This is a genomic window from Rhodococcus sp. MEB041 (genome assembly GCF_030208955.1).
GTDB lineage: Bacteria > Actinomycetota > Actinomycetes > Mycobacteriales > Mycobacteriaceae > Rhodococcoides.
This window is the reverse complement of sequence record NZ_JARVSZ010000004.1, coordinates 122,617-147,573: the sequence shown is the minus strand read 5'-3', so window position 1 is coordinate 147,573 and position 24,957 is coordinate 122,617. Positions and strand designations below refer to the sequence as shown.

At 67.4% G+C, this 24,957-nt stretch carries 27 protein-coding genes; 17 read left to right on the top strand and 10 right to left on the bottom strand.

Translation table 11 applies throughout. The annotated features are described in order from the left end of the window. Positions 1–37: 37 nt before the first annotated feature. Positions 38–841 carry an SDR family NAD(P)-dependent oxidoreductase gene (locus QRN16_RS12680; protein WP_042574244.1) on the bottom strand — a complete coding sequence of 268 codons (804 nt, stop codon included), beginning with the start codon at positions 839–841 and terminating at the stop codon, positions 38–40. Between the two features lie 150 nt (positions 842–991). Here QRN16_RS12680 and QRN16_RS12675 point away from each other — a divergent pair, with 150 nt between their 5' ends. The 4 genes from QRN16_RS12675 (at position 992) to QRN16_RS12660 (ending at position 3,849) form a co-directional block, all read left to right on the top strand. Next, a complete protein-coding gene (locus QRN16_RS12675; protein WP_027506507.1) occupies positions 992–1,636 on the top strand; it encodes a TetR/AcrR family transcriptional regulator in 645 nt (214 codons plus the stop codon). Continuing rightward, positions 1,614–2,825 carry an MFS transporter gene (locus QRN16_RS12670; RefSeq protein ID WP_285187287.1) on the top strand — a complete coding sequence of 404 codons (1,212 nt, stop codon included), beginning with the start codon at positions 1,614–1,616 and terminating at the stop codon, positions 2,823–2,825. Before QRN16_RS12675 ends, QRN16_RS12670 begins: the two co-directional genes overlap by 23 nt. Further along, positions 2,822–3,331, top strand: a complete 510-nt coding sequence (locus tag QRN16_RS12665) for a GNAT family N-acetyltransferase (protein WP_222633198.1) — start codon at positions 2,822–2,824, stop codon at positions 3,329–3,331. The genes QRN16_RS12670 and QRN16_RS12665 overlap by 4 nt, the downstream gene beginning before the upstream one ends. A 116-nt stretch (positions 3,332–3,447) precedes the next feature. Next, on the top strand, positions 3,448–3,849 hold the full coding sequence (locus QRN16_RS12660) for an ASCH domain-containing protein (RefSeq protein ID WP_027506510.1): 402 nt from the start codon (positions 3,448–3,450) through the stop codon (positions 3,847–3,849). Positions 3,850–4,015: 166 nt separating this feature from the next. On the opposite strand, the gene QRN16_RS12655 is transcribed toward QRN16_RS12660, so the two are convergent. Further along, complete coding sequence (locus QRN16_RS12655; protein WP_285187286.1) at positions 4,016–4,912, bottom strand: hydroxymethylglutaryl-CoA lyase; 897 nt, start codon at positions 4,910–4,912, stop codon at positions 4,016–4,018. 137 nt (positions 4,913–5,049) lie between these two features. Here QRN16_RS12655 and QRN16_RS12650 point away from each other — a divergent pair, with 137 nt between their 5' ends. From QRN16_RS12650 to QRN16_RS12630, 5 genes are read left to right on the top strand one after another with little or no spacing between them, the layout of a single operon-like run. After that, positions 5,050–5,715 carry a GntR family transcriptional regulator gene (locus tag QRN16_RS12650; RefSeq protein ID WP_027506512.1) on the top strand — a complete coding sequence of 222 codons (666 nt, stop codon included), beginning with the start codon at positions 5,050–5,052 and terminating at the stop codon, positions 5,713–5,715. Next, positions 5,712–6,917, top strand: coding sequence for a CaiB/BaiF CoA transferase family protein (locus QRN16_RS12645; protein WP_285187285.1), 1,206 nt, complete (start codon positions 5,712–5,714; stop codon positions 6,915–6,917). Before QRN16_RS12650 ends, QRN16_RS12645 begins: the two co-directional genes overlap by 4 nt. Before the next feature lie 38 nt (positions 6,918–6,955). Beyond that, positions 6,956–9,010, top strand: coding sequence for a hydantoinase/oxoprolinase family protein (locus QRN16_RS12640; protein ID WP_285187284.1), 2,055 nt, complete (start codon positions 6,956–6,958; stop codon positions 9,008–9,010). Positions 9,011–9,045: 35 nt separating this feature from the next. Then, the gene (locus QRN16_RS12635; protein WP_037186312.1) at positions 9,046–10,935 is read left to right on the top strand and encodes a hydantoinase B/oxoprolinase family protein; all 1,890 of its coding nucleotides are present in this window, start codon (positions 9,046–9,048) and stop codon (positions 10,933–10,935) included. Next, positions 10,932–11,558: an isochorismatase family protein gene (locus tag QRN16_RS12630; protein ID WP_285187283.1), complete on the top strand. Its 627-nt coding sequence runs from the start codon at positions 10,932–10,934 to the stop codon at positions 11,556–11,558. Before QRN16_RS12635 ends, QRN16_RS12630 begins: the two co-directional genes overlap by 4 nt. 435 nt (positions 11,559–11,993) lie before the next feature. Here the strand turns inward: QRN16_RS12630 and QRN16_RS12625 are convergent, their stop codons facing one another. After that, on the bottom strand, positions 11,994–13,232 hold the full coding sequence (locus QRN16_RS12625) for an AGE family epimerase/isomerase (RefSeq protein WP_285187282.1): 1,239 nt from the start codon (positions 13,230–13,232) through the stop codon (positions 11,994–11,996). Positions 13,233–13,327: 95 nt separating this feature from the next. On the opposite strand from QRN16_RS12625, the gene QRN16_RS12620 reads away from it, so the two are divergent. Further along, positions 13,328–13,753, top strand: coding sequence for an SRPBCC family protein (locus QRN16_RS12620; protein WP_037186314.1), 426 nt, complete (start codon positions 13,328–13,330; stop codon positions 13,751–13,753). Between the two features lie 6 nt (positions 13,754–13,759). Here the strand turns inward: QRN16_RS12620 and QRN16_RS12615 are convergent, their stop codons facing one another. Together QRN16_RS12615 and QRN16_RS12610 are read right to left on the bottom strand one after the other, a co-directional pair. Continuing rightward, the gene (locus QRN16_RS12615) at positions 13,760–14,419 is read right to left on the bottom strand and encodes a hypothetical protein (RefSeq protein ID WP_285187281.1); all 660 of its coding nucleotides are present in this window, start codon (positions 14,417–14,419) and stop codon (positions 13,760–13,762) included. Continuing rightward, a complete protein-coding gene (locus tag QRN16_RS12610) occupies positions 14,416–14,892 on the bottom strand; it encodes a hypothetical protein (protein ID WP_285187280.1) in 477 nt (158 codons plus the stop codon). The genes QRN16_RS12615 and QRN16_RS12610 overlap by 4 nt, the downstream gene beginning before the upstream one ends. A gap of 74 nt (positions 14,893–14,966) precedes the next feature. Here QRN16_RS12610 and QRN16_RS12605 point away from each other — a divergent pair, with 74 nt between their 5' ends. The 4 genes from QRN16_RS12605 (at position 14,967) to QRN16_RS12590 (ending at position 17,655) form a co-directional block, all read left to right on the top strand. Further along, positions 14,967–15,461: a hypothetical protein gene (locus tag QRN16_RS12605; RefSeq protein ID WP_285187279.1), complete on the top strand. Its 495-nt coding sequence runs from the start codon at positions 14,967–14,969 to the stop codon at positions 15,459–15,461. Further along, the gene (locus QRN16_RS12600; protein WP_222650631.1) at positions 15,458–15,847 is read left to right on the top strand and encodes a transcriptional regulator; all 390 of its coding nucleotides are present in this window, start codon (positions 15,458–15,460) and stop codon (positions 15,845–15,847) included. Before QRN16_RS12605 ends, QRN16_RS12600 begins: the two co-directional genes overlap by 4 nt. A 271-nt stretch (positions 15,848–16,118) precedes the next feature. After that, positions 16,119–16,688 (top strand): maleylpyruvate isomerase N-terminal domain-containing protein, encoded by a 570-nt coding sequence (locus tag QRN16_RS12595; RefSeq protein WP_285187278.1) that lies wholly within the window; start codon positions 16,119–16,121, stop codon positions 16,686–16,688. Positions 16,689–16,869: 181 nt separating this feature from the next. After that, positions 16,870–17,655, top strand: a complete 786-nt coding sequence (locus QRN16_RS12590; RefSeq protein ID WP_027506520.1) for an SDR family oxidoreductase — start codon at positions 16,870–16,872, stop codon at positions 17,653–17,655. 11 nt (positions 17,656–17,666) lie between these two features. Here QRN16_RS12590 and QRN16_RS12585 read toward each other — a convergent pair whose 3' ends face one another. Both QRN16_RS12585 and QRN16_RS12580 read right to left on the bottom strand, forming a co-directional pair. Next, entirely contained in the window at positions 17,667–18,494 is an 828-nt protein-coding gene (locus QRN16_RS12585) for an IclR family transcriptional regulator (RefSeq protein WP_285187277.1), read from the bottom strand. Between the two features lie 62 nt (positions 18,495–18,556). Continuing rightward, positions 18,557–18,715, bottom strand: coding sequence for a hypothetical protein (locus QRN16_RS12580; RefSeq protein WP_285187276.1), 159 nt, complete (start codon positions 18,713–18,715; stop codon positions 18,557–18,559). Positions 18,716–18,962: 247 nt separating this feature from the next. On the opposite strand from QRN16_RS12580, the gene QRN16_RS12575 reads away from it, so the two are divergent. From QRN16_RS12575 to QRN16_RS12565, 3 genes are all read left to right on the top strand, one after another. Further along, positions 18,963–19,319: a nuclear transport factor 2 family protein gene (locus QRN16_RS12575; protein WP_285187275.1), complete on the top strand. Its 357-nt coding sequence runs from the start codon at positions 18,963–18,965 to the stop codon at positions 19,317–19,319. Positions 19,320–19,374: 55 nt separating this feature from the next. Continuing rightward, the gene (locus tag QRN16_RS12570) at positions 19,375–19,887 is read left to right on the top strand and encodes a MarR family winged helix-turn-helix transcriptional regulator (RefSeq protein ID WP_285187274.1); all 513 of its coding nucleotides are present in this window, start codon (positions 19,375–19,377) and stop codon (positions 19,885–19,887) included. A gap of 238 nt (positions 19,888–20,125) precedes the next feature. Then, entirely contained in the window at positions 20,126–20,785 is a 660-nt protein-coding gene (locus tag QRN16_RS12565; protein ID WP_285187273.1) for a sigma-70 family RNA polymerase sigma factor, read from the top strand. 8 nt (positions 20,786–20,793) lie between these two features. On the opposite strand, the gene QRN16_RS12560 is transcribed toward QRN16_RS12565, so the two are convergent. The 3 genes from QRN16_RS12560 to QRN16_RS12550 are packed head-to-tail and all read right to left on the bottom strand — an operon-like array spanning position 20,794 to position 24,957. Then, a complete protein-coding gene (locus tag QRN16_RS12560) occupies positions 20,794–22,293 on the bottom strand; it encodes an alpha/beta fold hydrolase (RefSeq protein WP_285187272.1) in 1,500 nt (499 codons plus the stop codon). A 23-nt stretch (positions 22,294–22,316) separates the two neighbouring features. Then, positions 22,317–24,260 (bottom strand): S9 family peptidase, encoded by a 1,944-nt coding sequence (locus tag QRN16_RS12555; protein WP_285187271.1) that lies wholly within the window; start codon positions 24,258–24,260, stop codon positions 22,317–22,319. 55 nt (positions 24,261–24,315) lie between these two features. Next, a complete protein-coding gene (locus tag QRN16_RS12550) occupies positions 24,316–24,957 on the bottom strand; it encodes a DUF3159 domain-containing protein (protein ID WP_285187270.1) in 642 nt (213 codons plus the stop codon).

Below are 24,957 nucleotides of genomic sequence, written 5' to 3'. Positions count from 1 at the left end.
GTGGGGTGGTCGAGAGCCGTGCTGGTGGGGCGGCAGGTCACATGCCCATGCCGCCGTCGACGGGGAGCCCCGCGCCGGTGATGAACTTCGCGGCGTCGGACGACAGGAACACCACGGCGTCCGCCATGTCGTCGACCTGGCCGAGTCGACCGAGGGGCGTCAGTTCCACGACGGTCTGCACTGCCGCCTCGACCGACGGGAACAGGCCGAGTTCCGCGGTGTCGACCGCGAGCTTGTTGCCCATCGCGGTCGGGGTCAGTGCCGGATAGATGCAATTGACGCGCACGCCGTAGCCGAGCTTTCCCGATTCGGCGGCCGCGACCCGGGTCAGTCGGTCGATGCCCGATTTCGTGGCGGAGTAGAGGCTGATTCCGGGGAACGCGATGGTGGCGGCGACCGAGGCGATGTTGACCACCGATCCGCCCTTGCCGGCCTTGCCACCGGGGCGCATCGCGCGGAATGCGTGCTTCACGCCGAGTGCGGTGCCGATGACGTTGACCTGCAGCATCGCGGACGCCGCCTCGGCGTCGAGATCGGCGATGAGACTGGTGACCTCGATACCCGCGTTGTTGACGACGATGTCGAGGCCGCCCAGTGCGCCGATGGTCGACTCGACCGCCGCCTCCCAGGCCGCGTCGTCCGTGACGTCGAGCTGGACGAACTCCGCTTTCGCTCCTGTGGCCCGCAGCGCCTCGACCGTCTCCTGACCACCCGCGGCATTGATGTCGGCGATGGCGACGGACGCTCCTGCCGCCGCGAGAGCCTGCGCCATTCCCGCGCCGAGGCCCTGCGCACCGCCTGTGACCAGTGCCGTTCGTCCGGTCAGGTCGTAACTCGTCATGTCCGCTCTCCTTGTTCGAAGCGTTCTTCGCGTGGAATCACATCCGCTGTTCGATGTGATGCAGGCAACACTAGGGACAAGTCTTGACAGTCGTCAAGAAAAATCTTGACGACTGTCAAGAGTTCGTCGATGCGGCGGTATGCTTTCCGGGTGACCCAGACCACCGACCCCCGACTTCGCGTCGAGGAGCGCTCTCGAGACAAGTTCGAGGCGCGTCGCAGCGAGCTCGCACTGGCGACTCTCGCGACGTTGGCGGAACTCGGTTACGCCCGCACCAGCCTCCGCGAGATCGCTCAGAACTCCGAGTACTCGCACGGCGTCCTGCACTACTACTTCTCCAACAAGCTCGATCTCATCGCGCATGCCGTGCGGCAGTACGAGGAGATCTGTGTGACGCGGTACGACGACGTCGTCGCCGGGGCCGAGTCCGCGGAGCAGCTGCGACGCTCGTTCACCGAGACCTTCTTCGGCACTCTGCTCGCCGACGCGGCGATCCACCGCCTCTGGTACGACCTGCGCAATCAGAGCCTGTTCGATTCCTCCTTCCGCGCCGACGTCCTCGAGATCGAGTCCCGGCGCGAGGAGATGATCTGGCGCGTCGTCGCCCGGTACTGCGAACTCGTCGGAGCGGCGCCTGTTCTCACGCCGGCCACCGCCTACATCACCATCGACGGCATCTTCCAGCGCGCCCTGCTGAACCAGATCGCCGAGCGCCACCCCGACGTCGACGAGGGCCGGGCTCAACTCGACGCCGTCTTCGACATGGTGACCGGTGGCGTACCCTCCTCCCACTGACGACCGCGCCGCGGATCCGCTCGGCTATCTCGGCATCGTCCGATTACCCGGTGCCGCACGCGCTTTCCTCCCCGCACTGCTCGGCCGCCTGGCCTTCGCGATGGTCGGACTGGTCATCCTGTTGGCGGTGCAGCGTGCCACCGGATCGTTCGCGGTCGCGGGTTCCGCGACGGGTGCGTTCGGTGTCGCCAATGTGGTGGCGTCACCGTATCGGGCACGTCTCGTCGACCGCATCGGTCAGCGGCGAGCCCTCGTCTCGATGGCCGTCGGATTCGCCACGGCCCTGGGCACTCTGGCCGTTCTGACGTACATCGATGCCCCGGCCTGGTCCCTGGTGCTCGGCAGTCTGGTCACCGGATTCTTCCCTCCCCCACTCGGTGCCTCGATGCGTGTCGTCTGGAGCTCGCTGACGCAGCCGGGGCCGACCCGCACCCGCGCCTACAGTCTCGATGCCGTGAGCGAGGAGTCGATGTTCACCATCGGTCCCCTCCTCGGCGCCACCCTCGTCACCGCCCTGTCCCCGTCGATCGCACTCGCCGCCACGGGATGCGTCGCCGTCGTCGGCACGGTCGGCATGACCACCAGCCAGCACTCGCGCGGACACGGCCCGCGCACGACAGGGACCACTCCCTCGTCGCGCCCACTCCGCCGGCCCGGCTTCGTCGGTGTCCTGACAGCGATGGCAGGGGTCGGGGCCGTCCTGGGAACCGTGGAGATCGCCGCCACAGCCTTCGCCGCGAAGCAGGGAGCCATCGGATCGGCCGGAACGCTTCTCGCGGCGCTCGGAGCCGGAAGTGTCTGCGGTGGACTGCTGTACGGGCGCCGGAGCTGGGCCGGCTCGCTGACCCGTCGACTTCTGACGACGGTCCTGATGATGGCCGTCCTCACCTCCGTGCTGTCGCTGGTCTCGACCACGGTGCCGCTGCACGTCGGACTGTTCCTGTTGGGCTTCTGCATCGCGCCCGCCCTGGTGACGGGGTACCTGCTGTCCGATCACCTCACCACCGCCGACGTGCGCACCGAGGCGTCGAGCTGGATCAACACCGCGGTGAACGCGGGCGCTGCTCTCGCCTCCGCGGGTATCGGCGTGGTGGTCGACTCCCGTTCTCCCGGTACAGGATTCCTGGTCGGTGGCGCCGCGGCGGCTCTTCTCCTCGTCCTGGCAGCGGTGACGAGGCCGCCCTCGTGACCGTCGTCGCCGTCACCGCCCGGCTCACTCTGCGCACCTTTTCCCCCGACGACGAGCACCGGCTCGACTTCTACACCGATCCCGAGGTCTGCCGGTACCTCATGCACGAGCCGTGGACGGCGGAGGACGCACGGATCGCAGTGCAGAGACGGTGCGAGCGAACGAGTCTCGACACGGGGGCATTGAATGCTCTGGTCGAGCTGAACGGCCGGGTGATCGGCACCGTCTCCGCGTGGTTCGTCGCCGAGGACACCGTCGAACTCGGGTGGACCTTCGCGCGCGACGTTTCAGGCCACGGCTACGCCACCGAAGCGGTGCAGGCAGTGCTCGACGAGGTACTCGCTCTGGACCGGGTCCGGCGCGTCACCGCGGAGATGGACGCGCGCAACGCAGCCTCCGCACGTCTCGCCCAGCGCGTGGGATTACGCGACGAGGAACTGCGCCTGCAGGACTGCTGGTGCAAGGGTGAGTGGACGGACACGCTCGTGTACTCGCTGAGCCGCTGACCTCGACCGGCCTCCGGCCTTCCCGCTGACCGCACAGGTTCTCGTAGGTGTTGCAGCGTCCGCAGCAACCGGGAACGTCCGCGGGAACCCCGACCCGCGTGCGCCATACTCGAGGAATGGCCGACATCGACTCTCTCCCCGTGGCCGAGTTCGCCTTCCCCGGGCCGCTACGCGATGCCCTCGTGTCGGCGATAGGCGCAGGCCGCAAGACGGCGACCACCTCACTGCGGGTGGAGTACGAGAACGAGCCGCTGCCCCGAGTGGGCGAGCGTCACAGGGTGATCGACTCCGGCGGCGCCACTGCCTGCGTCATCGAGATCACCGATGTACGCGTCAGCGCTCTCGGCGACGTCGACGATACGCATGCCGTCGCGGAGGGTGAGGGTCACGCCGACGTCGCCGCATGGCGTGCCGGGCACGAACGCTTCTGGCGATCCGACGAGATGGCGGACACGCTGGCCGGCCTCACCATCGACGACTCGACTCTCGTGGTCCTCGAACGGTTCCGGGTCGTCTGAGCCTCCGGCCTTCCCGCTGAGAAACGGCCGGCCTCCGGCCTTCCCGCTGAGAAACGGCCGGCCTCCGGCCTTCCCGCTGGCCTTTCGTGTTCCCGTAGGCGTTGCATCTACCGCGGGAACACGAAACTCCCGCGGGAACACGAGTCACGGCCGTCTTTCCCGCAGGTCACCGTGGTGGAAAGCCACCCGCACGCCCGAGGAACCCCGGCACGTCCTTGCCCAGCGCCGAGCCGAGCCACGCCGCGGCGTCGACCAGCACGTCCATGCTCACTCCCGTCTCGACGCCGGAGCGGTCGAGCGCGTAGATCAGGTCCTCGGACGCGATGTTCCCGGTGGCCGCGGGTGCGAACGGGCACCCACCGAAGCCGCCGATGCTGGCGTCGAGGGCCTGCGCCCCCGTCTCCAGTGCTGTCAGCGCGTTGGCGTAACCGGTGTTGCGCGTGTTGTGGAAGTGCCAGCGCTGCGGGATGTTCGGAGCGTTCCGGGTGGCGAGCTCCGCCAGTCGACGAACCTGCGCCGGCACTCCCACGCCGATGGTGTCGGCGAGGGCGATCTCGGCCGGTGCGCATTCGGCGATCCGCGCGACGAGTTCGCCGACTCGCGCCGGATCCACCTCACCGCTGAACGGGCACCCGAACGATGCGGCGATGGTGACCGTGCCCGGCACCCCCGCCGTACGCGCATCCGTGATGATGTCGTGCGCCGCCGCCACCGCCTCGTCGACGGAGCACCCCTGATTGCGCCTGCTGAACTCCTCCGTCGCGACGACCACGACGTTGACCTCGTCGACGCCGGCCGCCAGCGCGCGGTCGAGTCCACGTCGGTTGAGCACCAATCCGATGTAGGAGACGGAGCCGTCACGCGGGACGCCTGCCATGACCTCCTCGGCGCCGGCCATCTGCGGCACCCGCTTCGGATTCACGAAACTCACCGCCTCGATGCGCGTGGCACCCGAGGCGGCGCTGCGCGTGATCAGTTCGATCTTGTCGTCGACGGAGAGGACAGCGTCCTCGTTCTGCAGTCCGTCACGGGGACCCACCTCGACAAGTTGCACCGCAGTCATGGGCCCATCTTGCGCCGACACCCCGTTGTATGCAATAGCGGATCGGAAACGAGAATTTAACGACGATTACCGGGACACGCCATCGTCATGGGCCTACATTGTGAACAATTCACCATCGACCACAGGGAGTCGCATCCATGGCGAGGGCCGTCGACCGCGTCTACGCGCACATCCGCGACAGCATCGTGTCCGGGACGTATGCGCCCGGTGCACGTCTCGGAGAGGTCGAGATCGCCGAACTCACCGAGACCAGCCGGACACCGGTGCGTGAGGCGCTGCGACAGCTCGAGATGGAGGGACTCGTCGAGGTTCTGCCGCATCGCGGGGCTCGGGTGTACCAGTGGACGGCGGACGACCTCGAGGAGATCTACGACCTGAGGATGACGCTCGAGGCCATGGCCGCGGCACGGGCGGCCTCACGTATCGGCGAGAAGGACATCGACCGACTCGCCGAGCTGTGCGACCTCATGGAAACCGCGGCCGGGGAGGGAGCAGATCAACGCCTGGACCTGATGGCGCAGCTCAACGACGAGTTCCACGCCATCGTGCGCACTGCCGCGGCCAGCACCCGCCTCATCTCGATGCTCGGAGCGGTGATCCAGCTGCCGTTGGTGATGCGCACCTTCCATCGCTATGCCCCCGTCGATCTCGCACGCAGTCACGCCCACCATCGCGACCTGGTCGCGGCTCTGCGCGCCGGCGACGAGACGTGGGCGGACTCGGTGATGCGCGCCCACGTCCGCGCCGCCAAACATGTTCTGCTCCAAGCCCTCACGACCGACGAGACGAAGGAGTCCTCATGAGCGAGGCCCCCACCGGCCCACTGTCCGATCTGCGTGTCGTGGAGATGGGTCAGCTTCTCGCCGGCCCCTTCTGCGGACAGTTGCTGGCCGACTTCGGCGCCGAGGTGATCAAACTCGAGCCGCCCGGCACCGGCGATCCGATGCGCCAGTGGGGTCGGGAGAAGCCGCACGGCAAGTCCCTGTGGTGGCCCGTCGTCGCGCGCGGCAAAAAGTCCGTGACCTGCAACCTGCGCAGCGCCGAGGGTCAGGACCTCGCCCGCCGGATCATCGCGGACGCCGACATCGTGGTGGAGAACTTCCGCCCCGGCACGATGGAGCGTTGGGGCCTCGGGTTCGACGCACTCCGGGAGATCAATCCGCGCCTCATCATGGCCAGGGTCACCGGGTACGGCCAGAACGGCCCCTACGCACCGCGGGCGGGCTTCGGGTCCATCGGCGAGGCCATGGGCGGAATCCGCTACGTCACCGGCAATCCCGAGATGCCGCCGTCTCGTACCGGCATCTCCCTCGGTGATTCACTCGCAGCCGTGTTCGCCACGATCGGCGTCCTCACCGCGCTGCATCACCGGGAGAACACCGGACGGGGGCAACTCGTCGACTCGGCCATCTACGAAGCGGTGCTCGCCATGATGGAATCCCTGCTGCCCGAGTGGGAGATCGGCGGGTATCAGCGTGAGCGGACCGGCTCCGTGCTGCCGAACATCGCGCCCAGCAACGTCTATCCCACCCTGGGCGGCGAGATGATCCTCGTCGCGGCCAACCAGGATTCGGTGTTCGGCCGACTGGTCACCGCGATGGACCGGACCGACCTGATCGAGGATCCCCGCTACCGCGACCACGAGGCGCGCGGGAAGAACATGACCGAGCTCGACGACATCGTCGGGGCCTGGACGTCCGCCCTCGACACCGACACCGTGCTCGACCTTCTGCACGAGGCGGGCGTTCCCGCCGGGCGCATCTACACGGCGCGGGACATGTTCGACGATCCACACTTCGCCGCGCGCGAGGCCATCGTGCGCCTGGCGCACCCGGACTTCGGCGAGATCCCCATGGCGAACGTCGCACCGAAGCTCAGCGACAGTCCCGGCTCGGTCCGGCACGCCGGACCCGAACTGGGGGAACACAACTCCGACATCTACGGACGACTCCTCGGAGTCACGGAATCCGACCGGGCGGCGCTCGCGGAGCGCGGCATCATCTGACCTTCGCTCCTCTCACCCTCATAGCACGGGAGAACACCATGCGTTATCGACTCGGCGTCGACGTCGGCGGCACCTTCACCGACGTCTTGCTTCTCGAGGAGACGACCGGCACCACCTTCAGAGCCAAGACACCGTCCACCCCTGCGGACCAGTCGATCGGTGTGCTCAACGGCATCGCGAAGGTCTGCGCGGAGGCCGAGATCGAGCCGTCGGAGATCGGGCAGGTTCTGCACGGCACCACGGTCGCGACCAACGCCATCCTGCAGGGACGTGGTGCGCGCGTCGGGCTCGTCACCACGGACGGGTTTCGCCAGGTGCTGCAGATCGCGCGCTCCTTCGTCCCGGGCGGGCTCGCGGGGTGGATCATCTGGCCCAAGCCGGAACCGCTCGCGGCGCTCGAGAACACCGTCGAGGTGGTCGGGCGACTGGCTGCCGACGGGTCGGAGATCACTCCTCTCGACGAGGAGCAGGCCCGCGCGCAACTGCGTCGACTGGCCGGTGCGGGCATCGAGGCGCTGACCATCTCGTTGATCAACTCGTATGCGAACGACGCGCACGAGAAGCAGGTCGCGGCCTGGGCGGAGAGCGAACTGCCCGGCATTCCGGTCTCCATCTCGAGCCAGGTGCTTCCCGAGATGCGCGAGTACGAACGCACTCTGACGACGGTGGCCAACAGCTACGTGCAGCCGGAGGTCTCCCGCTACGTGCGGAACCTCGACCGGTCGCTGCAGGACAAGGGCATCACGGCGCCGCTGTCGATCCTGCGCAGTGACGGTGGCCTGGTGCAGTCGGCCAAGGCGGCCGAGTCACCGGTGTCCCTGCTGCTGTCGGGCCCGGCGGGAGGCGTCACCGGCGCGGTGTGGTTCGCCGAGCAGGCCGGCTACTCCGACTTCCTGACCTTCGACATGGGCGGCACGTCGACGGACGTCGCACTGGTCCTCGGCGGTGAGCCGCGGATCGGTCGTGAGACCAAGGTCGGCGACCTCGCTGTGCGCGCCACCAGTGTGGACGTCCGGACGGTCGGCGCCGGCGGCGGGTCGATCGCCCATGTCCCCGAGCTCACGAAGGCGCTGCGGGTGGGTCCGCAGTCCGCGGGAGCCGACCCCGGGCCTGCGGCCTACGGCAACGGCGGCACGGAGCCGACGGTGACCGACGCCAACGTCGTGCTGGGGTACCTGCCTGCCGCCCTCGCGGGCGGTGAGGTGAGCCTCGACGTCGACGCGAGCAGGACGGCAGTGGCGACCATCGCCGACGCCATCGGGCTCGGCAGTCCCGAGGAAGCGGCGTCGGGCATCGTCGACATCGTCAACGAGAACATGTTCGGCGCACTCCGACTGGTGAGCGTGCAGCAAGGCTACGACCCCCGCGACTTCGCACTGGTGTCGTTCGGTGGCGCAGGTCCGCTGCACGCCAACGCACTCGGGCGTCTCACCGGCGCGTGGCCCGTCATCGTCCCGCCGTCGCCCGGCGTCCTCTGCGCCTACGGAGACGCCACCACCTGCGTCCGCGACGAGAGCGCTCGCACGATGATCCGTGCGTTCTCCGACACCGACGACGCCGAGCTGCGCACCGCCCTGGCGGAACTCGCGACGTCCGCGGCCGCACGACTGTCGGCCGAGGGCGTGCCCGCGGATCAGCAGACGGCGAAGTACCAGGTGGATCTCCGGTACCAGGGCCAGGGCTTCGAGATCCCCGTAGACCTCGACGCGAGCGCACTCGAGTCCGGCGATCTGCTGTCCACTCTGGGAACGGCATTCGACACCGAGCACGAGCGTCTCTTCTCCTTCCTGCTGAAGAACGAACGTGAGGTCATCAACCTGCGCGTCACGGTCAGCGGGCCGCGACCGGACGTGGCGTTCCAGCCGCTCGAGGAGGGCGGTGCGGATCCGTCGGCCGCACTGGTGTCCACGAACGACGTGTGGATGGACGGCGAGTACGCGAAGGCCGGCATCTACGACCGGGCGAAGTTGCTGGCAGGCAACGTCGTCGAGGGACCCGCCGTGATCACCGAGATGGACTCGACCACGTTGGTCCTCTCCGGTCACGCCGCGACGGTCCATTCCAGCGCCAGCCTTCTCATCGCTCCCCGCTGATCCCCTCTCGCCCGGAACTCATCTCAGGAGACCTGATGGCCACGATCATCGAGACCTCGACCACGCCCTTCACCACGGTTCCCGTGGACCCGATCACGCTCGACATCATCGAGAACGCGCTCCGCAACGCGCGATACGAGATGGACGAGGTGCTCTTCCGTACCGCACTCTCACCCGGTATCCGCGAGCAGCACGACGAGTTCCCGCTCATCGCCGATCCGAGCGGGAAGATGGTCGTCGGGCAGTTCGGTCTGTCCGTGCCCGACTTCCTCGACAATTTCAACGGGACCGTCGGTGAGGGCGACATCCTCCTCACCTCCGATCCGTACGCGTGCGGTGCCGCCATCAGCCACGCCAACGACTGGCTCATCGTGCTGCCGATCTTCCACAGCGGCCGCGTCGTCGGATGGTCGTCGATGTTCGGCCACATGTCCGACGTCGGCGGAAAGACCCCGTCGTCGATGCCCACCGACGCGCACACCATCTTCGAGGAGGGCGTCATCATCCCGCCCTTCAAGCTGTACAGCGAGGGGCAGCTCAACGAGACCGCGCTCGACATCATCCTCAACCAGGTCCGCAAGCCCGACTGGAACAGAGCCGATCTCAACGGTCTCGTCGCCGCGTGTTCGACGGCGTCCCGGCGCATCGTCGAGTTGTGCGACAGATTCGGTGTCGACGTCTACCTGTCCGCCCTCGACGCACTGCTGGACCGCAACTACCAGGCGATGAAGGTGCTGCTCGCGATGCTCTTCGTCGACGGTGAGACGATCGAGTTCAACGACTTCATCTGCGACGACGGATGTGGTTACGGGCCTTACGAACTCGCGATCACACTGACCCGGCACGGCGAGAAGATCCACCTCGACTTCAGCAAGGCGGCGCCGCAGGCGGTCGGTCCGATCAACTACTTCATCAACGAGAACCTCGTCCGGATGTTCTTCGGGATCTACGTCATCACCGTGGCGGATCCGCAGATCCTCTGGAACGACGGCTTCTATCCGCTGATCGACGTCACCATTCCCGAGGACTCGTTCTGGAAACCGCGCTATCCCGCGGCGCTCAACGGCCGCAACCACGGCATCGGGCGGGTGTTCGACCTCTTCGGTGGGCTCCTGGGCAAGAACAATCCCGACATCCTCAACGCCGCCGGGTTCTCGTCGTCACCCCACTTCATGTACTCGGGCCACTACGACGGCGGACCGCGGGACGGTGAGTGGTTCCAGCTGTACTCCATCGGTTTCGGCGGCATCCCCGGCCGACCGATGGGTGACGGTCCGGACGGACATTCGCTGTGGCCGTCGTTCGTCAACATCCCTTGCGAGTACCTGGAGTCGTACTACCCGCTGCGCATCGAGCGGTGGGAGACGGTCACCGACACGGGCGGCGCCGGTCTGCATCGCGGCGGCAACGGCGTGGACGTGGCCTACTACTTCGAGGAGCCGGGCACCATCGCGATCCACGATGATCGCTGGCTCACCTATCCGTGGGGTGTGAACGGCGGCAAACCCGGTGCACGCGGACGCAAGTGGCTGATCCGCGCGTCGGGTGAGACCGAGATCCTCCCCAGCAAGATTCACGACGTCGAGGTGTCGCGGGGCGATGTGCTGCACTTCGTGACGTGGGGTGGCGGCGGCTGGGGCGACCCGCTGACGCGCGATCCCGAGCTGGTGGCGCTCGAGGTGCGTCGCGGCCTCGTCAGCGCCGACGGCGCTCTGACCGGCTACGGCGTCGTCTGCGACGCGGACGGTGTCATCGATGCCGACGCATCCGCGGGCCGACGCGAGAGCATGGCAGCCGAGCGGGGCGAGATCGAGGTGTTCGACAAGGGTCCGTCCCTCGAGGTCATCCTCGAACGGTGCGAGGAGGAGACCGGTCTGCCGGCGCCACGTCCGCCCGTCAACGTACGGAAGGCGGTGCGCGCGTGACGGACACGCTCGGGTCGTATCGCGAGTCGGGTTTCGCCGGCGATCTCGGACCGGGGCGCAGCGCGGCGGTACTGGTGATCGACGTCGTGCAGGCGTACCTCGTCGACGGGTCGCCCCTGCGCGCTCCCGTGGAGGACGCCGTCGCCGCTGCCGCGACTCTCGTCGCGGCAGCCCGCGACGCCGGGGTACCGGTCGTCTTCACTCGCGTGAGCTATCAGGCCGGCGGCGCCGACGGCGGGCTGTTCATGCGGAAGATCCCGGCGCTGAGCGTGTTCGAGGAGGGCTCGGATCTCGGCGACTTCCCGTCGGCCCCGCGGCCCGCAGCGGGCGAGACCGTCGTGACGAAGCAGTACGCGAGTGCCTTCTTCGGCACGTCGCTCGCCGCGACCCTCACCGCACGCGGTGTCGACACCCTCTACATCTGCGGCCTGACCACCAGTGGCTGCATCCGCGCCAGCGCCACCGACGCTCTGCAACACGGATTCCGGCCACTCGTGGTCGCGGACGCATGTGGTGATCGGGAGGCGGGGATGCACGAGTCGAACTTGCTCGACCTGCGGGCGAAGTACGCGGACGTTCTCACCCTCGACGAGGCGGTGGGGCACTGGGGACGGTCCGGATGACTGCGTCACATCCACGGCACTCGTCGTTGCCACCACGGCATCGATCGCGGTCGCTCCGATTCGACTGTCGCCGAGCGTAAGCGAGTATCGAGGGTGTCGACGGCGACCGCGAGGCGATGAGCGCGCCGCCCGCCGTTGTGCAGCAGCCCGGCGAGACGCGCCCGAGCATCGGTCGGAAGGTCACCGTCACACATCGGACACCCCGTGGGGCCGGTCCATTCCCATGCACGTGACACGGGGTGGGCGCCACCGCGAGCGACGCGCCGTTCCGTGCGCTCGACGTGGTCACGCCACTCGTCGAGGTACCGGAGCGCCGCGCCATCGCGCCGCGGTCGAGAGGGACGGTGCCGGCGAATTCCCTCGTCGGCGGTACGTGATGCCATGTCGATCCCGATGCAGTAGGGGAACCGTGCGACGACGCGGACGGGCATCGGGTCACCGTGGATCGAGCATACCGCCGCTCAGCACCGCCGCAAGGCTCGATCCCGTGGGATACCGACTGATCCACACCGCCTGGGCTGCGTGGTAGATGTCGGGCTTCCCGCCCCACACACTCGTCGCCACGGCGTTGTGCTCGTCGAGTTCGTGGTGCCACGATCCGCGCGCTCGGTCGACGTAGCAGTCGGCTGCGTGATCCCACCACGCGCGATAGTCGTTCTCGTACTGCCCTTCTCCGGTCCACCGCAGCAGGGTCGCGGCGGCGGCGATCGCCTCGCACAGCACCCAGTGCAATCGCTGGGTCACGACGGGCTGGCCGGTCCAGTCGGTCGTGTAGACGAAGCCGGGCGTCGACCCTTCCTGCCATCCGTCGGCAGCGGCGCGCCGATACAGCGATCGAGCGACGTCCACGTGGTCGTGGCCGCGCGCGCTGGTGGCCACGAGGGAGACCTGCAGCATCAGGCGCGACCACTCGAAACCGTGACCGACCGTCGCACCGTAGGGCTTGAACTGATCGGCCGGACTGTCGGAGTTGTACTCCAGCAGCGGTTCCCACTCGGTGGTGAAGTGTTCGGGGATGCGCCAGTCGTTGGCCTCGGACCACTCGATGACGCTGTCGCAGATGCGAGCGGCCCGCTCGCGCCACACCGTGGGGGCGCCGGCGTCCACTGCCGCGAGCATCGCCTCCACCATGTGCATGTTCGCGTTGATCCCGCGATAGTCGTCCAGTTCCGACCAGTCGGCGTTCCAGGTGTCCACGCACATGCCACTGCGGTCGTCCCAGAACCGGGCATCGACGACGGCGAGTGCCTCGGCGAGCAGTGCAGGTCCGCGAGGGTGACCCGCCGCGGTGGCCGTCGACGCCGCGAGAACGACGAAGGCGTGCGTGTAGGCCGACTTGGTCGCGTCGTCGGTCGACTCGACCCAGCCGTCGTGTCGGTCGTCGCGCAGCACCGTCAGGAGTCCGTCGAACAGTCGGTCGGCTCTGCGGCGAGAGCCCGGATGCCCGAGCAGCGCACCGAGGTACTGCACGTGCACCATGCGCGCGGTGATCCAGGTGAACACCGGCCGCGTCAGGTCCAGCTCGCCCGTGTCGTCGAGCCACGCCGCGCCTCCCGACGGGTGATCGAGAGTGCGGCCGAAGTCGAGCAACCGGGCGGATTCGCCGTCGAGCCACGACCTGTGGGACGGAAGCGTCGGCCAGGAGGGACCCGCAGGCATCTCGTTCGAGGACACCGCGTCACCCTACGAGACCGTCGGCGCCTCCCGGCTCGGAACAGCGGCACCGGTGCTGACATGATCGGGTCCCGCATCGAACAGGAGTCCCTCTGATGGCAGCACCCACGCGCGTCCACGTCACCCACACGTTCACGTCCGCACCGGATGTCGTGTTCGCAGCCCTGTCGGAGCACGAGAACCTCGGCCCCCTGTTCGGAGCGAAGATCACGCGTGTTCGTGACGGAGACAGCTCGCGCAACGGTGTCGGCTCCACGCGCGCACTGAAGCTCGGCCCGCTGCCCGCCTTCCACGAGACGACGATCGTCTCCGAACCGAACACCCTCATCGAGTACAAGATCACCAAGGGCTCACCGCTGCGCGGACACTGGGGCACCCAGCGCCTGACCCCGACGACCGACGGCGGCACCGCTCTCGACTACACCATCGGATTCGACGCTCCGGTTCCCGGCCTGGCTCTCGTCGTCGCGAAGGTTCTCACTTCGACCATCTCCGCCAAGATCGGCAACCTCGTTCCCTGACGTCGGTCAGTACGTGTAGTTGATGTCGCGGGAGAACGTGAACCCGCCCGTGGGTGCGGTGCAGGCGATGATGTCGTCCGGCCCGGACTTGCACACCACCCCGTCGACAGAGAGCACCTGGCCGACGTCGAGCACCAGAGCGTTCTGATCGACGTAGATGCCCTGCGTCGTGCAGAAGCTCCCCGAACCCGCACCGGTGACACGAATTGCCACCTTGTCGTTGGCCGCGTTCGAACACTGCGCACCCTCGACTGGGTTTCGGCCGTCCTCGGCCTGGCATCCCACTCGTCCCTCTGGACCGTCCGACGCCCAGATACCGCAGTGCAGGTTTCCCATCGGCGACGTGAAGTTGTACTTCCCGGGTTCGGTCAGGAACACCGCGGGATCGACGTTGCCTGCCTCGTTGCCGGACGGCTGGAAGGGCGCACCCCCGGGCACGAGATCGGCCGCTTCCTCCGGAGTTTGCTCCGGTGGGGTGGCAGCGGACTCCTCCGACGCCGGTGTCGCGGTGGTCGACTTCACCGCCGATGTCGCGGTGGTCGACTCCACCGTCGACGTGGCCACCGTGGTCCCCGCATCCGTCGCGGAATCCCCGCCGGAACACCCCACCAGAGCCGACGCACACAGTGCAGCGATCGGAACGACGAACGTCCGCATCGCCGTCATCGGGCCGGCACCTCGAAAGTGGGGCTCGGCGTGTGCGGGGTGTTCGTCCTGAACGTGACGGTGACCGGTCCTGCACCCGTGTCGATGTCGAGATAGGGGTTGGTCACGTTGGGGCCCTGGAAACGCCAGCTCGCCACTCGGTGTTCAGCGGTACCGCGAGCGCCGGTGTCGTGATTGTGCCAGTCCGCGTACATGGTCACGTAGCACTCGTAGTCGGCCAGCCCCACCCACGCGGGGCTGTACAGATGGGTCGTGAAGTCAGCGTGAATCTCGTCAGGGGTGTAGCCGCTGGTCACTCTGACATCGACCGTTCCGGCGAGGCACTGGGGAACCTCGGCGAGAGTGTGGATGCGGTGCTCTGGTGAGAAGTACATCGGTTGCGCACCGGCGTTCACGGTGCCACCCACCGTGACGACTGCCGTCAGGGCGCCGGTGACGACGACGGCGCGAGTGCTGATCGGGCGCTTCTTCATGACCCTCCTCGAGTGGACTGCATGGCCCGTCGAACCTAACACTTTCCGGTACGGAAAGTGTTAGTGTTTCCGTCATGGAAAGCCATCAGTCGCCAGACGATGCTCGCGCCCTGCTGAGTGAGATCCATGCCGACCGAGTCGTTCTCGCCGACAATCTCGTGGCGCCGACATGGTTCTATCCGACCTTCGCGGCACTGACCGCCCTGTACGTCGGTACACCGTCGCTGCCCGACGGCCACGTGCGTTCGGTGTCGACGTCTGTTCTGGTCGCGGCCGCGATCGTGACGACGGTGCTCTATCCCCGCCTGACGGGGGTACGCCCATCAGGAGTGGGTGTGGTCGGGTGGTGTGTTCTCGGTGGGCTGCTGGTGACCGTGCTCGGATCGTTGAGCGTCTCCTACGGTCTGGTGTCATCTCTGTCCGCGTGGTGGGTCCTCGTGCCACAGGCGCTGTGTTTCGTGCTCGTGCTGTTCGGCGGCCGCCTGTTCGACCGCGAGTATCGCCGCCATCTGCACGCAGACGACGTCCGACGCCCGTCCGGCCGGGCGCACTCCGGACCACGGTCGTGACCGAGGATCGGGGCCCCGAACCACGATTCGATGCCGTCATCCACGCACCGGTCCGGCTGCGCATCTGCGGGCTTCTACGCCGAGTCGACGAGATCGATTTCGCCATCATCCGCGACACCCTCGAGATCAGCGATGCGTCTCTGTCCAAACATCTCCGAGCTCTGTCGGACGAGGGCTACGTGTCGACGAAGAAGACGACATCACTCTCCCGCGGGGACTCGCGACTGGTGACGTGGGTCGAGCTGACCCGGGTCGGTCGCGATGCGTTCGACTCTCACATCGCAGAACTCGGACTCATCGCGCACGGTCGCCCGGAACAGTCGACGGCTCGGCAACCACTGTCGACGAGACTTCCCCACTTCGGACCGACACCCGAATTCGGCTGACGACCGCACGGCGTCGTCGCCTGATCCACGTCGTATCCACGTTGTTCACGCCGACGTCGACTCACCCGCCGTTCGAGTTCACCGGGGCTCGATATCAATGACCCGTCACCGTCGAACAGCGCAGCGGCACAGACAGAATTCGGGTCGCATCCTGTGCGCGGGGAGACCGGTGACGCAACGATCCGAGCGCCCGCCGACACGGGCACCCTGCTCGGCTCGGACTCGCTCGCGAACGATTGACGTGAGGGCGACGACGGTGCACAGTGCGCGCATGACACTGCCGCGCGAGACCGCCGACCGTCACCGCGCCGTCGCCGCGACCTTCACCACGCTCGTCGAGTCCACGTCGGCCTGGGATGCCCCGGCGCCCGTGGACGGTTGGACCGCACGGGATGTGGTGGCGCACCTCGTCAACTGGTTCCCGGCGTTTCTGGCGACGGCCACCGGGCTGGAACTCGATCGTGGGCGCTCACCACTCGAGGACCCGGTCGATGCCTGGCGTGTCCACAGCGACGCCGTGCAGAGAGTGCTGGACGGGCCGGACGCCGCGACCCCGTTCCACCATCCGATGATCGGCGAGATGCCACTTCCCGCGGCGGTCGGCCAGTTCTACGTACCCGACGTCTTCATGCACTCGTGGGACCTCGCCGCGGCCGGCGGGCAGGATCTCTCACTCGACGCCGACTACTGCGCCGAACTGGTCGACGGCATGCGGCCGATCGAGGAGCTCATGCGGTCGTCCGGCCAGTACGGGCCGGCTGTCGCAGTACCCGACGACGCCGACGATCAGACGAGGCTTCTCGGATTCATCGGGCGCGATCCGCATTTCCTCGGGCGCTGAGGCGCCCCGTCAGTCCTGCACTTCGCCCCGCTCGTGCTGCGTTCTCTGCTCGAGTTCGGCGTGCCCGCGGACAGAACCGTCCACACGTCCCCGTTCTCACTCCGCGATAACGACTCTGGACGCCCGGGACCGTGCGGGTGTGATCTGGATGAGAATCATTCACCGAGTCACGGAGGTCTCCATGAGCCAGAACCCACGCGTCGCCGTCGTCACCGGAGCAGCCCGAGGAATCGGCAAGAGTATCGCCGAACGCCTGGGCCGAGACGGTCTTCACGTCGTCGTCGCCGACCTGCCTGGTTCGAAGGACGGTGTCGACGAGACCGTCGAGACGATCGTCGGTGCCGGCGGTGTGGCCACGGGCGCCGCGGTCGACGTCGTGGACGAATCCTCGGTCGAATCGTTGGTGCGTACCGCAGTGGACGCAGGCGGGCGCCTCGACGTCTTCGTCGCGAATGCCGGAATCGCCCAGGTCGAAGAGCTGCTGAAGTACGACAGCGCCGACTTCGACAAGATCTTCGACGTCAACGTCAAAGGCGTCTTCAATTCCTACCGAGCCGCGGCCAACCAGTTCATCGCGCAGGGAGGCGGCGGCAAGATCATCGGCGCGGCCTCGATCGTCGCGTTCCGACCCTTCGCACTTCTCGGCCCCTACTCGGCGACGAAGTGGGCCGTACGCGGTCTCACCCAGGCCGCGGCCATGGAGTGGGCCGAACACGGCATCACCGTCAATGCCTACGGCCCCGGCATCGTCGGCACGGCGATGTGGGATCTCATCGACGAGAAGCTCGCCGCGAAGCACGGCCAGCAGAAGGGCGAGGCGCTCGCCGAGAACGCCCAGTCGATCCTGCTGGGCCGAGTATCGGTGCCCGACGATGTGGCGAAGCTCGTGAGCTTCATGGCATCTCCGGATTCCGACTACGTCACGGGCCAGACGATGCTCGTGGACGGTGGCATCCAGTTCTCCTGACGCGGACGAGGTCAGCCGGTGCGCAACCACCGGCTGATCTCGTTCGCCGCGGACCGCAACGCGTGCTCCACCTCGGCCGCCCGTCGACGGTCCACTTCCCGATCGGGGGTGCTGATGGCCACGGCTCCCATGACCGCACCCGACGCATCATGGACAGCCACTGCAGCGCACGCTTTCGTCGGAACGAACTCCCCACGCTCCCATGCCACCCCACGACGGGACACCTCTGCGAGGTGGTGTTCCAGTTCGTCGCGGTCGGTGATGGTCGTGGACGTGAGCCGCTCGGTGCCATGGGTGTCGAGGTACTCGGCTGCGTCCTCGCGGGACATCGCAGCGAGCAGGATCTTGCCGAAGGCAGTCGCGTGCCCGGCCTCGTGGAAACCGAAGTTCAGCGGCGTGATGCGGGGGTGGGTGGCGCAGTCGGCGACATGCGCCACCACAACGTCGGACCCGCGGTAGACGGCGAAGTAGCTTGCCGTCCCCAGTGTCTCGTGCAGCTTCGAGATACGCTGCCGCACCGACACAGGCACGCCGACCTGGCGATGCAGGCTGACACCGAGACGAGCCAACTTGTATCCCAGCTCGAACCGCTGTCGCGCTCGGAGATGAACGAGGTAGTCGCAACCGACGAGTACCTGCAGCAGACGGTAGGTCGTGGGCAGCGGGAAGCCCAGCACCTCGGAGACCTCCTTGGCGGTGGCGCCGCCGCGATCGGCCACCACCTCGAGCACGGCGAGGGTCTTCTCCACCGTGGCGACTCCGCCGGCTCCGGCGCGCCGCAACCGCGTCGGGACGTCGGGGGTCGGGGGATCACGGGGAATTCGATCGTCGTCGAGCACACCCCCATCGTCTCTCAGCACCGCCGCAGGGGGCGGAAGATCGAGCCCACGGGTTTCGTCGATCACAGAACTCGACGGGCGCGACGGTCCAACTCGCGGCGCACCCGGGTCCACTCGTTGGAGACCGACACGACGTCGTCCGGTGGCGCGTCGCGGGCAATGGCGGAACGGCGGTCCGTCACCAGCCGCTCGTACCGTTCCTGCAACAGATCGGTGGACATTTCCGCATAGTTCATCGCCCGACTCAGCTCTGACCGCGAGGGTGACCCGGCAGGTCACACCACACTCTCGATCTCCACGATCAGGATCCATCACCGGAGGTCGACTCGGGCATGAATGGCAGATCCCCCACGGACGGTCCATTGACCCGTTCCATTGTGGCGCCACCCTCTCGCGACGCGGTTGACGTGGAGACCGGCCGCGCCTAATTTGGGTGAACCTTCACCCATATGGAACTGGAGCCCAGCGATGGCAGAGTCGATCGAGCTGCTGATGCACGCCAACCTCCTGCAGGTCTTCGGCGAACGGGACCCCGCGGCGAGGCGGGCCGCAATCGCGCGGACGTACACGGAGGACGTCGTCTTCTCCGATGCCGAGGCTCGGGTGCAGGGCCACGACGCACTCGATGCCAAGGTGCAGGCGATCCTCGACGATGCACCGGGATTCGTGTTCACCGCGGACGGCAGCGTTCACCTCATGCAGGACGCCGGCTACCTGGCGTGGGCACTCGGCCCCGAGGGCTCCGATCCCGTCGTCCGCGGAGCCGATGTCGGCATCGTTCGCGACGGCCTCCTGGCACAGGTCTACACCGTCATCCTCACCTGAGGTCGGTGCCCGCCTCGATGCGGACCGTCCGTCGGCGGCCGGGTACAACAGGACGATGACCGAGTACGACGTGGCATCCGAGTCTCCCTACGCCTTTCTCGGCGAGGAGGAGACACGGGCCTGGTACGCCTACATGAAGGTGCACCTGCGGCTGCGCTACGAGATGGATCACCACCTGCGCGGCGATCACGGCATCTCTCTGGCCGACTACGACGTGCTGGTGGCGCTGGTCAGCGATCCCGAGCGCACGCTCTCGGTGTCCGACCTCGCCACCCGCATCGGCTCCGAGCGCAGCAGGGTCTCGCATCAGCTCCGCAGCCTGAGCACACGGAGACTCGTGACCCTTACGACCGACCCCGACGACCGTCGAGTGACCCGAGTTGCACTGTCCGACAATGGCAACGACACCCTCGCCGACGTCTCACCGCGACACATCGACTTCGTGCGGTCCGTCTTCTTCGACGCCCTCACTCCCCCTCAGGTGCAGGAGATGGCGACGATGTTCGAGGGCATCTACGACCAGTTGATCCGACACGGGACACTGCCCCGGCCTGTCGACCATCCGTGAGTCACCCGACGCCGATCAGTCGGAGTCGGTCGGGAACCCGGGAGAGCAACGACACATCCGATCTCACGGCGCTTCTCACGGGTTACCGACCCTCGAACACTCCCGGACACCGAGACTGGCGCGATTCACGAACTCCTGGTCGCCCGCTGCTCAGGAAACGGACCGCACGGCGCACGACGCGAGATACGCGGTGTCCGTTCATGCGAGCGTCGGGGCCCGCATGATGCAGAATCAGCCCATGACCACGGCGGAGTACGCATCTCCGCGACGAGCGCGCCCGTCATTTCTCGATGTCGATCGGTCCGATCGTGCAGCGACCGAGGCGAACGCCGCTGCGCTGGACCGAGACCTTCGCGACCGATGCGGTGTCCTGCTCGGCCTGATCGCCTCCGGGGACGACCGCGCGATGGTCGAACTGATGCTGGTCACTCGACCCGTGGTGTTCGCAGCGGCGTTGCGAGTTCTCGGAGACCGTGCGCGCGCCGAGGACACGGCTCAGGAGACGTACTTCCAGGTGTGGACCTCGGCCGGAACGTTCGACTCCGACCGAGGGACACCTCACGCCTGGTTGGCGACTCTCGCGCGCCGACGAGCGATCGACCGTTCGCGCTCCGACACGGCGTCGGCGAGGCGGGACACGGCGTACACCGCATCGCATTTCGACCGCGCTCACGACGGCGTCTGGGAAGCGGTGTGGACGAACGCCGACAACGATCTGCTGACGAAGGCGCTGATCGAACTGACCAGTCTGCAGAGGAGCGCAGTCGACCTGGTCTACTTCCAGGGCCTGTCCTGCCGCGAAGCAGCCGAGCGGCTCGGCGTACCTCACGCCACCGTCAAGACTCGCGTGCGAGACGCCGTGTTGCGCTTGCGACTTCACCTCGCGCGCACCGCCTGAGCGAGCGTTCAGAGGGTGCAGCGAGTCCCTGCCTCGGGTGTGGCCAGCTCGACGAGATAGTCGGCCACGATGTCGTTCACGCAGGCATTCGCACCGGAGATCGCGACGGTGTGCTGCTCGCCGTCCACGGGGAGCAGCGTTCCGCCCAGAGTGTCCGCGAGGTTCACACCCCCTTCGTAGGGTGTGGACGGATCACCCGTGATCGAGATCGTCAGAGTGTCGGGAACGCCCTCGACATCCTGTGCGTAGGGAATTCCGAGTGTCGGCTCGGCCGGCCAGAACTCGCACGGATCACGAGCCCCCTCCGGACCGAGTCCCGCGTCCGTGAACGGCGCGATCTCCTGAATTCTCCGTTTGAGCTCGACTTCCTCCTCCGGTGTGTTGCGGTCCTCGTCCATGCAATTGACGGCGTAGAGCGCTTCGCTGAAGTTGGGGTGGGTGCCGTCCTCGTCGCGGCCGCCGAACACGTCGAGGATCTTCAGCAGCGTGTCTCCCTGTCCCGCAGTGACCTCGGCTATTCCTCGGATGATGACAGGCCACACCGTCGAGTCGTAGAGTCCCGCGACCACCGCTCCGTATGCAGCGTCGAAGTCGAGGCGCCGACCGCTCTCGGTGACGATGGGATCCTCGACGAGAGGCCTGACGATGTCCTGGAACCTCTCGACCGCCCTGCTCGGATCGGGGCCCAGCGGACAGTCCGGAGACGCCGCACAGGACGCGGCCATCTCGTCGAACGAGCGCTGGAAGCCGGTGAACTGGTCGACTCTGCGGTCGGCCGTGCTCTGAGCGGGGTCGATGGCGCCGTCCAGGACCATGGCGCGCACGTTCTGAGGGAACATCTCGGCGTACACCGCTCCCAGTCGCGTTCCGTAACTCTGACCGAGGTAGCTCAGTTTCTCGTCGCCGAGCACCTCTCGCAGAATGTCCATGTCCCGCGCGGCATCTCGAGTTCCGACCGCCGAGAGGACGTCGTCGCCGCCCGAGCGCTCGGCGCAGCGTTCGACCAGGCGACGCGAGTCGTTCTCCGTCAGCGTTCTCGAGCCGGTCAGCACCGTGGTGTACGCCTCGCCGGCGTCGTTCTCGGCATCGGTGAAACAGTCGATCGCCGGTGTCGACGCACCGACCCCGCGAGGATCGAAGCCGATCAGGTCGAAGTGTTCGGTCACGCGACTGTCCGCCAAGGTCGTCGCACCCGCGGCGGCCATGCTCATTCCCGGCCCACCGGGCCCACCCGGATTGAGCAGCAGTGACCCGATTCGCTCACCCCGCGCGGGTGCCTTCAGCAGGGCGATCTGCGCCGTCCGACCGTCGGGATCGTCGTAGTCCAACGGCACGGTCACGCGAGCACACTCGAAGGTCGGGTCGGCGGCGAACGCAGTGGCATCGGCCGACGTCACCGCGTACCCGTCACACGACTCGAAGGCCACGTCCCGGTCGTGAACACTGCTCAGATCCGGCTCGGTCCGCGGTTGCGCACACCCGGCGAGCACCAGCGCAGTGACTGCCACGGTGACTCCTGCCGTTCTGCGGCTCACGACAGCGACCCGCTCGGTGCGTGGACGGACGAGGGACTCGCGGAATGTCCGCGCCCACCCAGGTGCTGGGCGAGGAACCGCTCGACCTCGCGGTAGAACGCGATGGTGTTCTCGGGGTTGACGAACCCGTGTCCTTCGTCGTCGAAGACGAGGTAGTCGACGTGGACCCCACACGAGCGGAGGGTGGCGACGACGTTGTCGGACTCGGCTCTGGTGACACGAGGGTCGTTGGCTCCCTGCGCGATGAGCAGGGGCGCCGTGGACGCGTCGAGACGGCTGATCGGGGACCGCGCGAGCATGTCCGCTTCCTGCTCCGGATCACTCGGGTCGCCGACGAACCGGTACCAGTTAGTGACCAGGCTGGCCCGGAGAAAGGACGGTTGTGTCCTCATGAAGTTGGCGAGGTCCGAGATGCCGACCAGATCGACCGCCGCGGTGAACACGTCGGGGGTGAAGGTCGCGCCGACCAACGCGGCGTACCCGCCGTACGAGCCGCCCATGATCGCGACGCGCTCACGATCGGCGTACCCCTGCTGTACGGCCCACTCCACCGCATCGACCAGGTCGTCGTGCATCGCGCCCGCGAGTTCCCCCACCGCAGCGTTGGTGTGAGCCTTCCCGTAGCCGGTGGAACCGCGGAAGTTGACCTGCAGCAACGCATACCCGCGGTTGGCGAGCATCTGCACGGCGGGATCGAAACCCCACGAGTCGCGATACCATGGGCCGCCGTGGACGAACAGCACCATCGGCAGCGCGGTCGGGTCGACGCCGAGAGGCAACGTCAGGAAGGACGGCAGCGCACGCCCGTCGCGCGCCTCGATGGTCACCGGTTCCATCGGCGCCATCGCGGTCGGCTCGAGATGCGGATACGGACGGAACAACTGGCGGCTCGCACCCGTGGTGTGGTCGTAGAGATAGGTGACGGCGGGATCCCGATCGTGCACGAAACTGACGGTCCAGCGCAGTCCGCTCCGGTCCGAGGACAGTTCGCCGACATCGCCGTCCGAGAGCAGTTCGAGTGCTGCCAAAACCTCTCCGAAGCGCTCGTCGAGGACCCGTATCTCCTGGCGCTCGCCCAGGTATCGCACCCCGAGCAGGCCGCCGGTCTCGGCGTCGCAGATCAAGGGCGACGATGTCTGTTCGACAGCGCGGCGGGCTGCGTCGAGTTCCAACGTCGGGTGCGAGTCGACGACGGTCTCCTCGCCGGTGTCGAGGTCGAGGCGCACGAGGTGCGTCAGGTCGCGGCCGCGGGTCGAGCCCATCCACAAGCCTGTACCGTCCGGGGTCATCTGAGTCGGGGTGATCCCGATCGGGTAGTCCGTCGCGTCGATCGACGCGATCGGATTCCGTGTTCCCGACGGGGTGACCCGGGACAGGAGCAGGTGGCCGTCGTCGGTCATCTCCTGCTCGACGAGCGTGTCGTCCTCCGCGAGCATCAGCAACCGGTCCGGCCCGGCGCTGCGTCCGATCACGGTGATCTCACCCGTCGCGACGTCGATCCTGTGGAGGTCGAACTCGGCAGGGTTCCGCGCGTTGAGCATCACCGTGTAGCTGCCTGCACTCCCGTGCACGGGCAGGAGTTCGATCGCACGAGCGCCGGGGAACGGCGTGAGATCGACGGCGGGACTGCGGGGATCGTCGAGATCGACACGGAACACGTGGTGGTTCTCGTCGCCTCCGCTGTCCTGCAGGTACAGCAGCCACCGGGGGTCGTCGGTCCACTGGAAGTTCGTGACGCTGCGGGTCTCGTCAGCGCTCACGCATCGTGCATCACCCACGGCGGAGAGATCCGGGGCGATGTCCTGCACCCAGACGTTGAGCCTGTTCCTCCACGGTGCGAGGAAGGCGATTCTGTTGCCTTCCGGAGAGATTCGGGCACCGACCGCGGCGGGCGGGCCGAAGAGGTCGTCGATCGCGATCAGATCGGGTGCAGTGGTCATGGGAGGTCCTTTCCTCTGGTGGGGCGGGTGTCGAGCTGTCTGTCAGTGGTGTGTCTCAACGGACGAAGTGGTTGGTCGAGCGCCGGAACGCCCAGACGGTGACCACCACGGCGACCGCGAACAACGGCGCACCCATCGCGATTCTCGCGACGGCGAGCCAGCCGGTGGCGTCGGTGTCGTACAGCCAGTCCTGCACGAGGTACCGGGCACCGAAGAGCACCGCGAAGGTGAGAGTGGCGACGTCGTGGGCGCGGCGCACCGAGGAGTTCCGTCGCCAGGCATATCGGTTGCCGTGCAGCGCGTTCCACAGCAGGCCGGTCACCGGTCGGCGGATCAGCACCGATGCGAGTACCACGACGCCGGCCACCAGGCTGGTCCAGATGCCGAGAAGGAAGTAGCCGTTCGCACTGCCACTCATCGCCGCGACGGCGCCGGCGGCGAGAACGCCGACGAGACCGCCGCTCGCCCCGGCGATCGACTCACCACCTCGGACGCGATGGACGGTCAGTCCCAGTGCGACGAGCACCGCGGCGCCGATCGCGACCGGCAGCGTCCAGACGGCGTTCGCGACGACGAACACGATCACCGGTATCGCGGTGCGGATCATGCCGCTGGTGCCACCCAGACTGTCCACCACCCTCGCGCCGGCATCGGTGGTCGGTGCGTCCTGCGTGCTGTCGTGCGGCGGGTTCGTCAT

Coding starts and splice junctions, on each gene's coding strand:
- QRN16_RS12680 (WP_042574244.1), bottom strand. CDS start 841: ATGACGAGTTACGACCTGACCGGACGAACGGCACTGGTCACAGGCGGT.
- QRN16_RS12660 (WP_027506510.1), top strand. CDS start 3,448: ATGGCCGACATCGACTCTCTCCCCGTGGCCGAGTTCGCCTTCCCCGGG.
- QRN16_RS12655 (WP_285187286.1), bottom strand. CDS start 4,912: ATGACTGCGGTGCAACTTGTCGAGGTGGGTCCCCGTGACGGACTGCAG.
- QRN16_RS12650 (WP_027506512.1), top strand. CDS start 5,050: ATGGCGAGGGCCGTCGACCGCGTCTACGCGCACATCCGCGACAGCATC.
- QRN16_RS12645 (WP_285187285.1), top strand. CDS start 5,712: ATGAGCGAGGCCCCCACCGGCCCACTGTCCGATCTGCGTGTCGTGGAG.
- QRN16_RS12640 (WP_285187284.1), top strand. CDS start 6,956: ATGCGTTATCGACTCGGCGTCGACGTCGGCGGCACCTTCACCGACGTC.
- QRN16_RS12635 (WP_037186312.1), top strand. CDS start 9,046: ATGGCCACGATCATCGAGACCTCGACCACGCCCTTCACCACGGTTCCC.
- QRN16_RS12620 (WP_037186314.1), top strand. CDS start 13,328: ATGGCAGCACCCACGCGCGTCCACGTCACCCACACGTTCACGTCCGCA.
- QRN16_RS12615 (WP_285187281.1), bottom strand. CDS start 14,419: ATGACGGCGATGCGGACGTTCGTCGTTCCGATCGCTGCACTGTGTGCG.
- QRN16_RS12610 (WP_285187280.1), bottom strand. CDS start 14,892: ATGAAGAAGCGCCCGATCAGCACTCGCGCCGTCGTCGTCACCGGCGCC.
- QRN16_RS12605 (WP_285187279.1), top strand. CDS start 14,967: ATGGAAAGCCATCAGTCGCCAGACGATGCTCGCGCCCTGCTGAGTGAG.
- QRN16_RS12595 (WP_285187278.1), top strand. CDS start 16,119: ATGACACTGCCGCGCGAGACCGCCGACCGTCACCGCGCCGTCGCCGCG.
- QRN16_RS12590 (WP_027506520.1), top strand. CDS start 16,870: ATGAGCCAGAACCCACGCGTCGCCGTCGTCACCGGAGCAGCCCGAGGA.
- QRN16_RS12580 (WP_285187276.1), bottom strand. CDS start 18,715: ATGTCCACCGATCTGTTGCAGGAACGGTACGAGCGGCTGGTGACGGAC.
- QRN16_RS12575 (WP_285187275.1), top strand. CDS start 18,963: ATGGCAGAGTCGATCGAGCTGCTGATGCACGCCAACCTCCTGCAGGTC.
- QRN16_RS12570 (WP_285187274.1), top strand. CDS start 19,375: ATGACCGAGTACGACGTGGCATCCGAGTCTCCCTACGCCTTTCTCGGC.
- QRN16_RS12565 (WP_285187273.1), top strand. CDS start 20,126: ATGACCACGGCGGAGTACGCATCTCCGCGACGAGCGCGCCCGTCATTT.
- QRN16_RS12555 (WP_285187271.1), bottom strand. CDS start 24,260: ATGACCACTGCACCCGATCTGATCGCGATCGACGACCTCTTCGGCCCG.
- QRN16_RS12550 (WP_285187270.1), bottom strand. CDS start 24,957: ATGACGAACCCGCCGCACGACAGCACGCAGGACGCACCGACCACCGAT.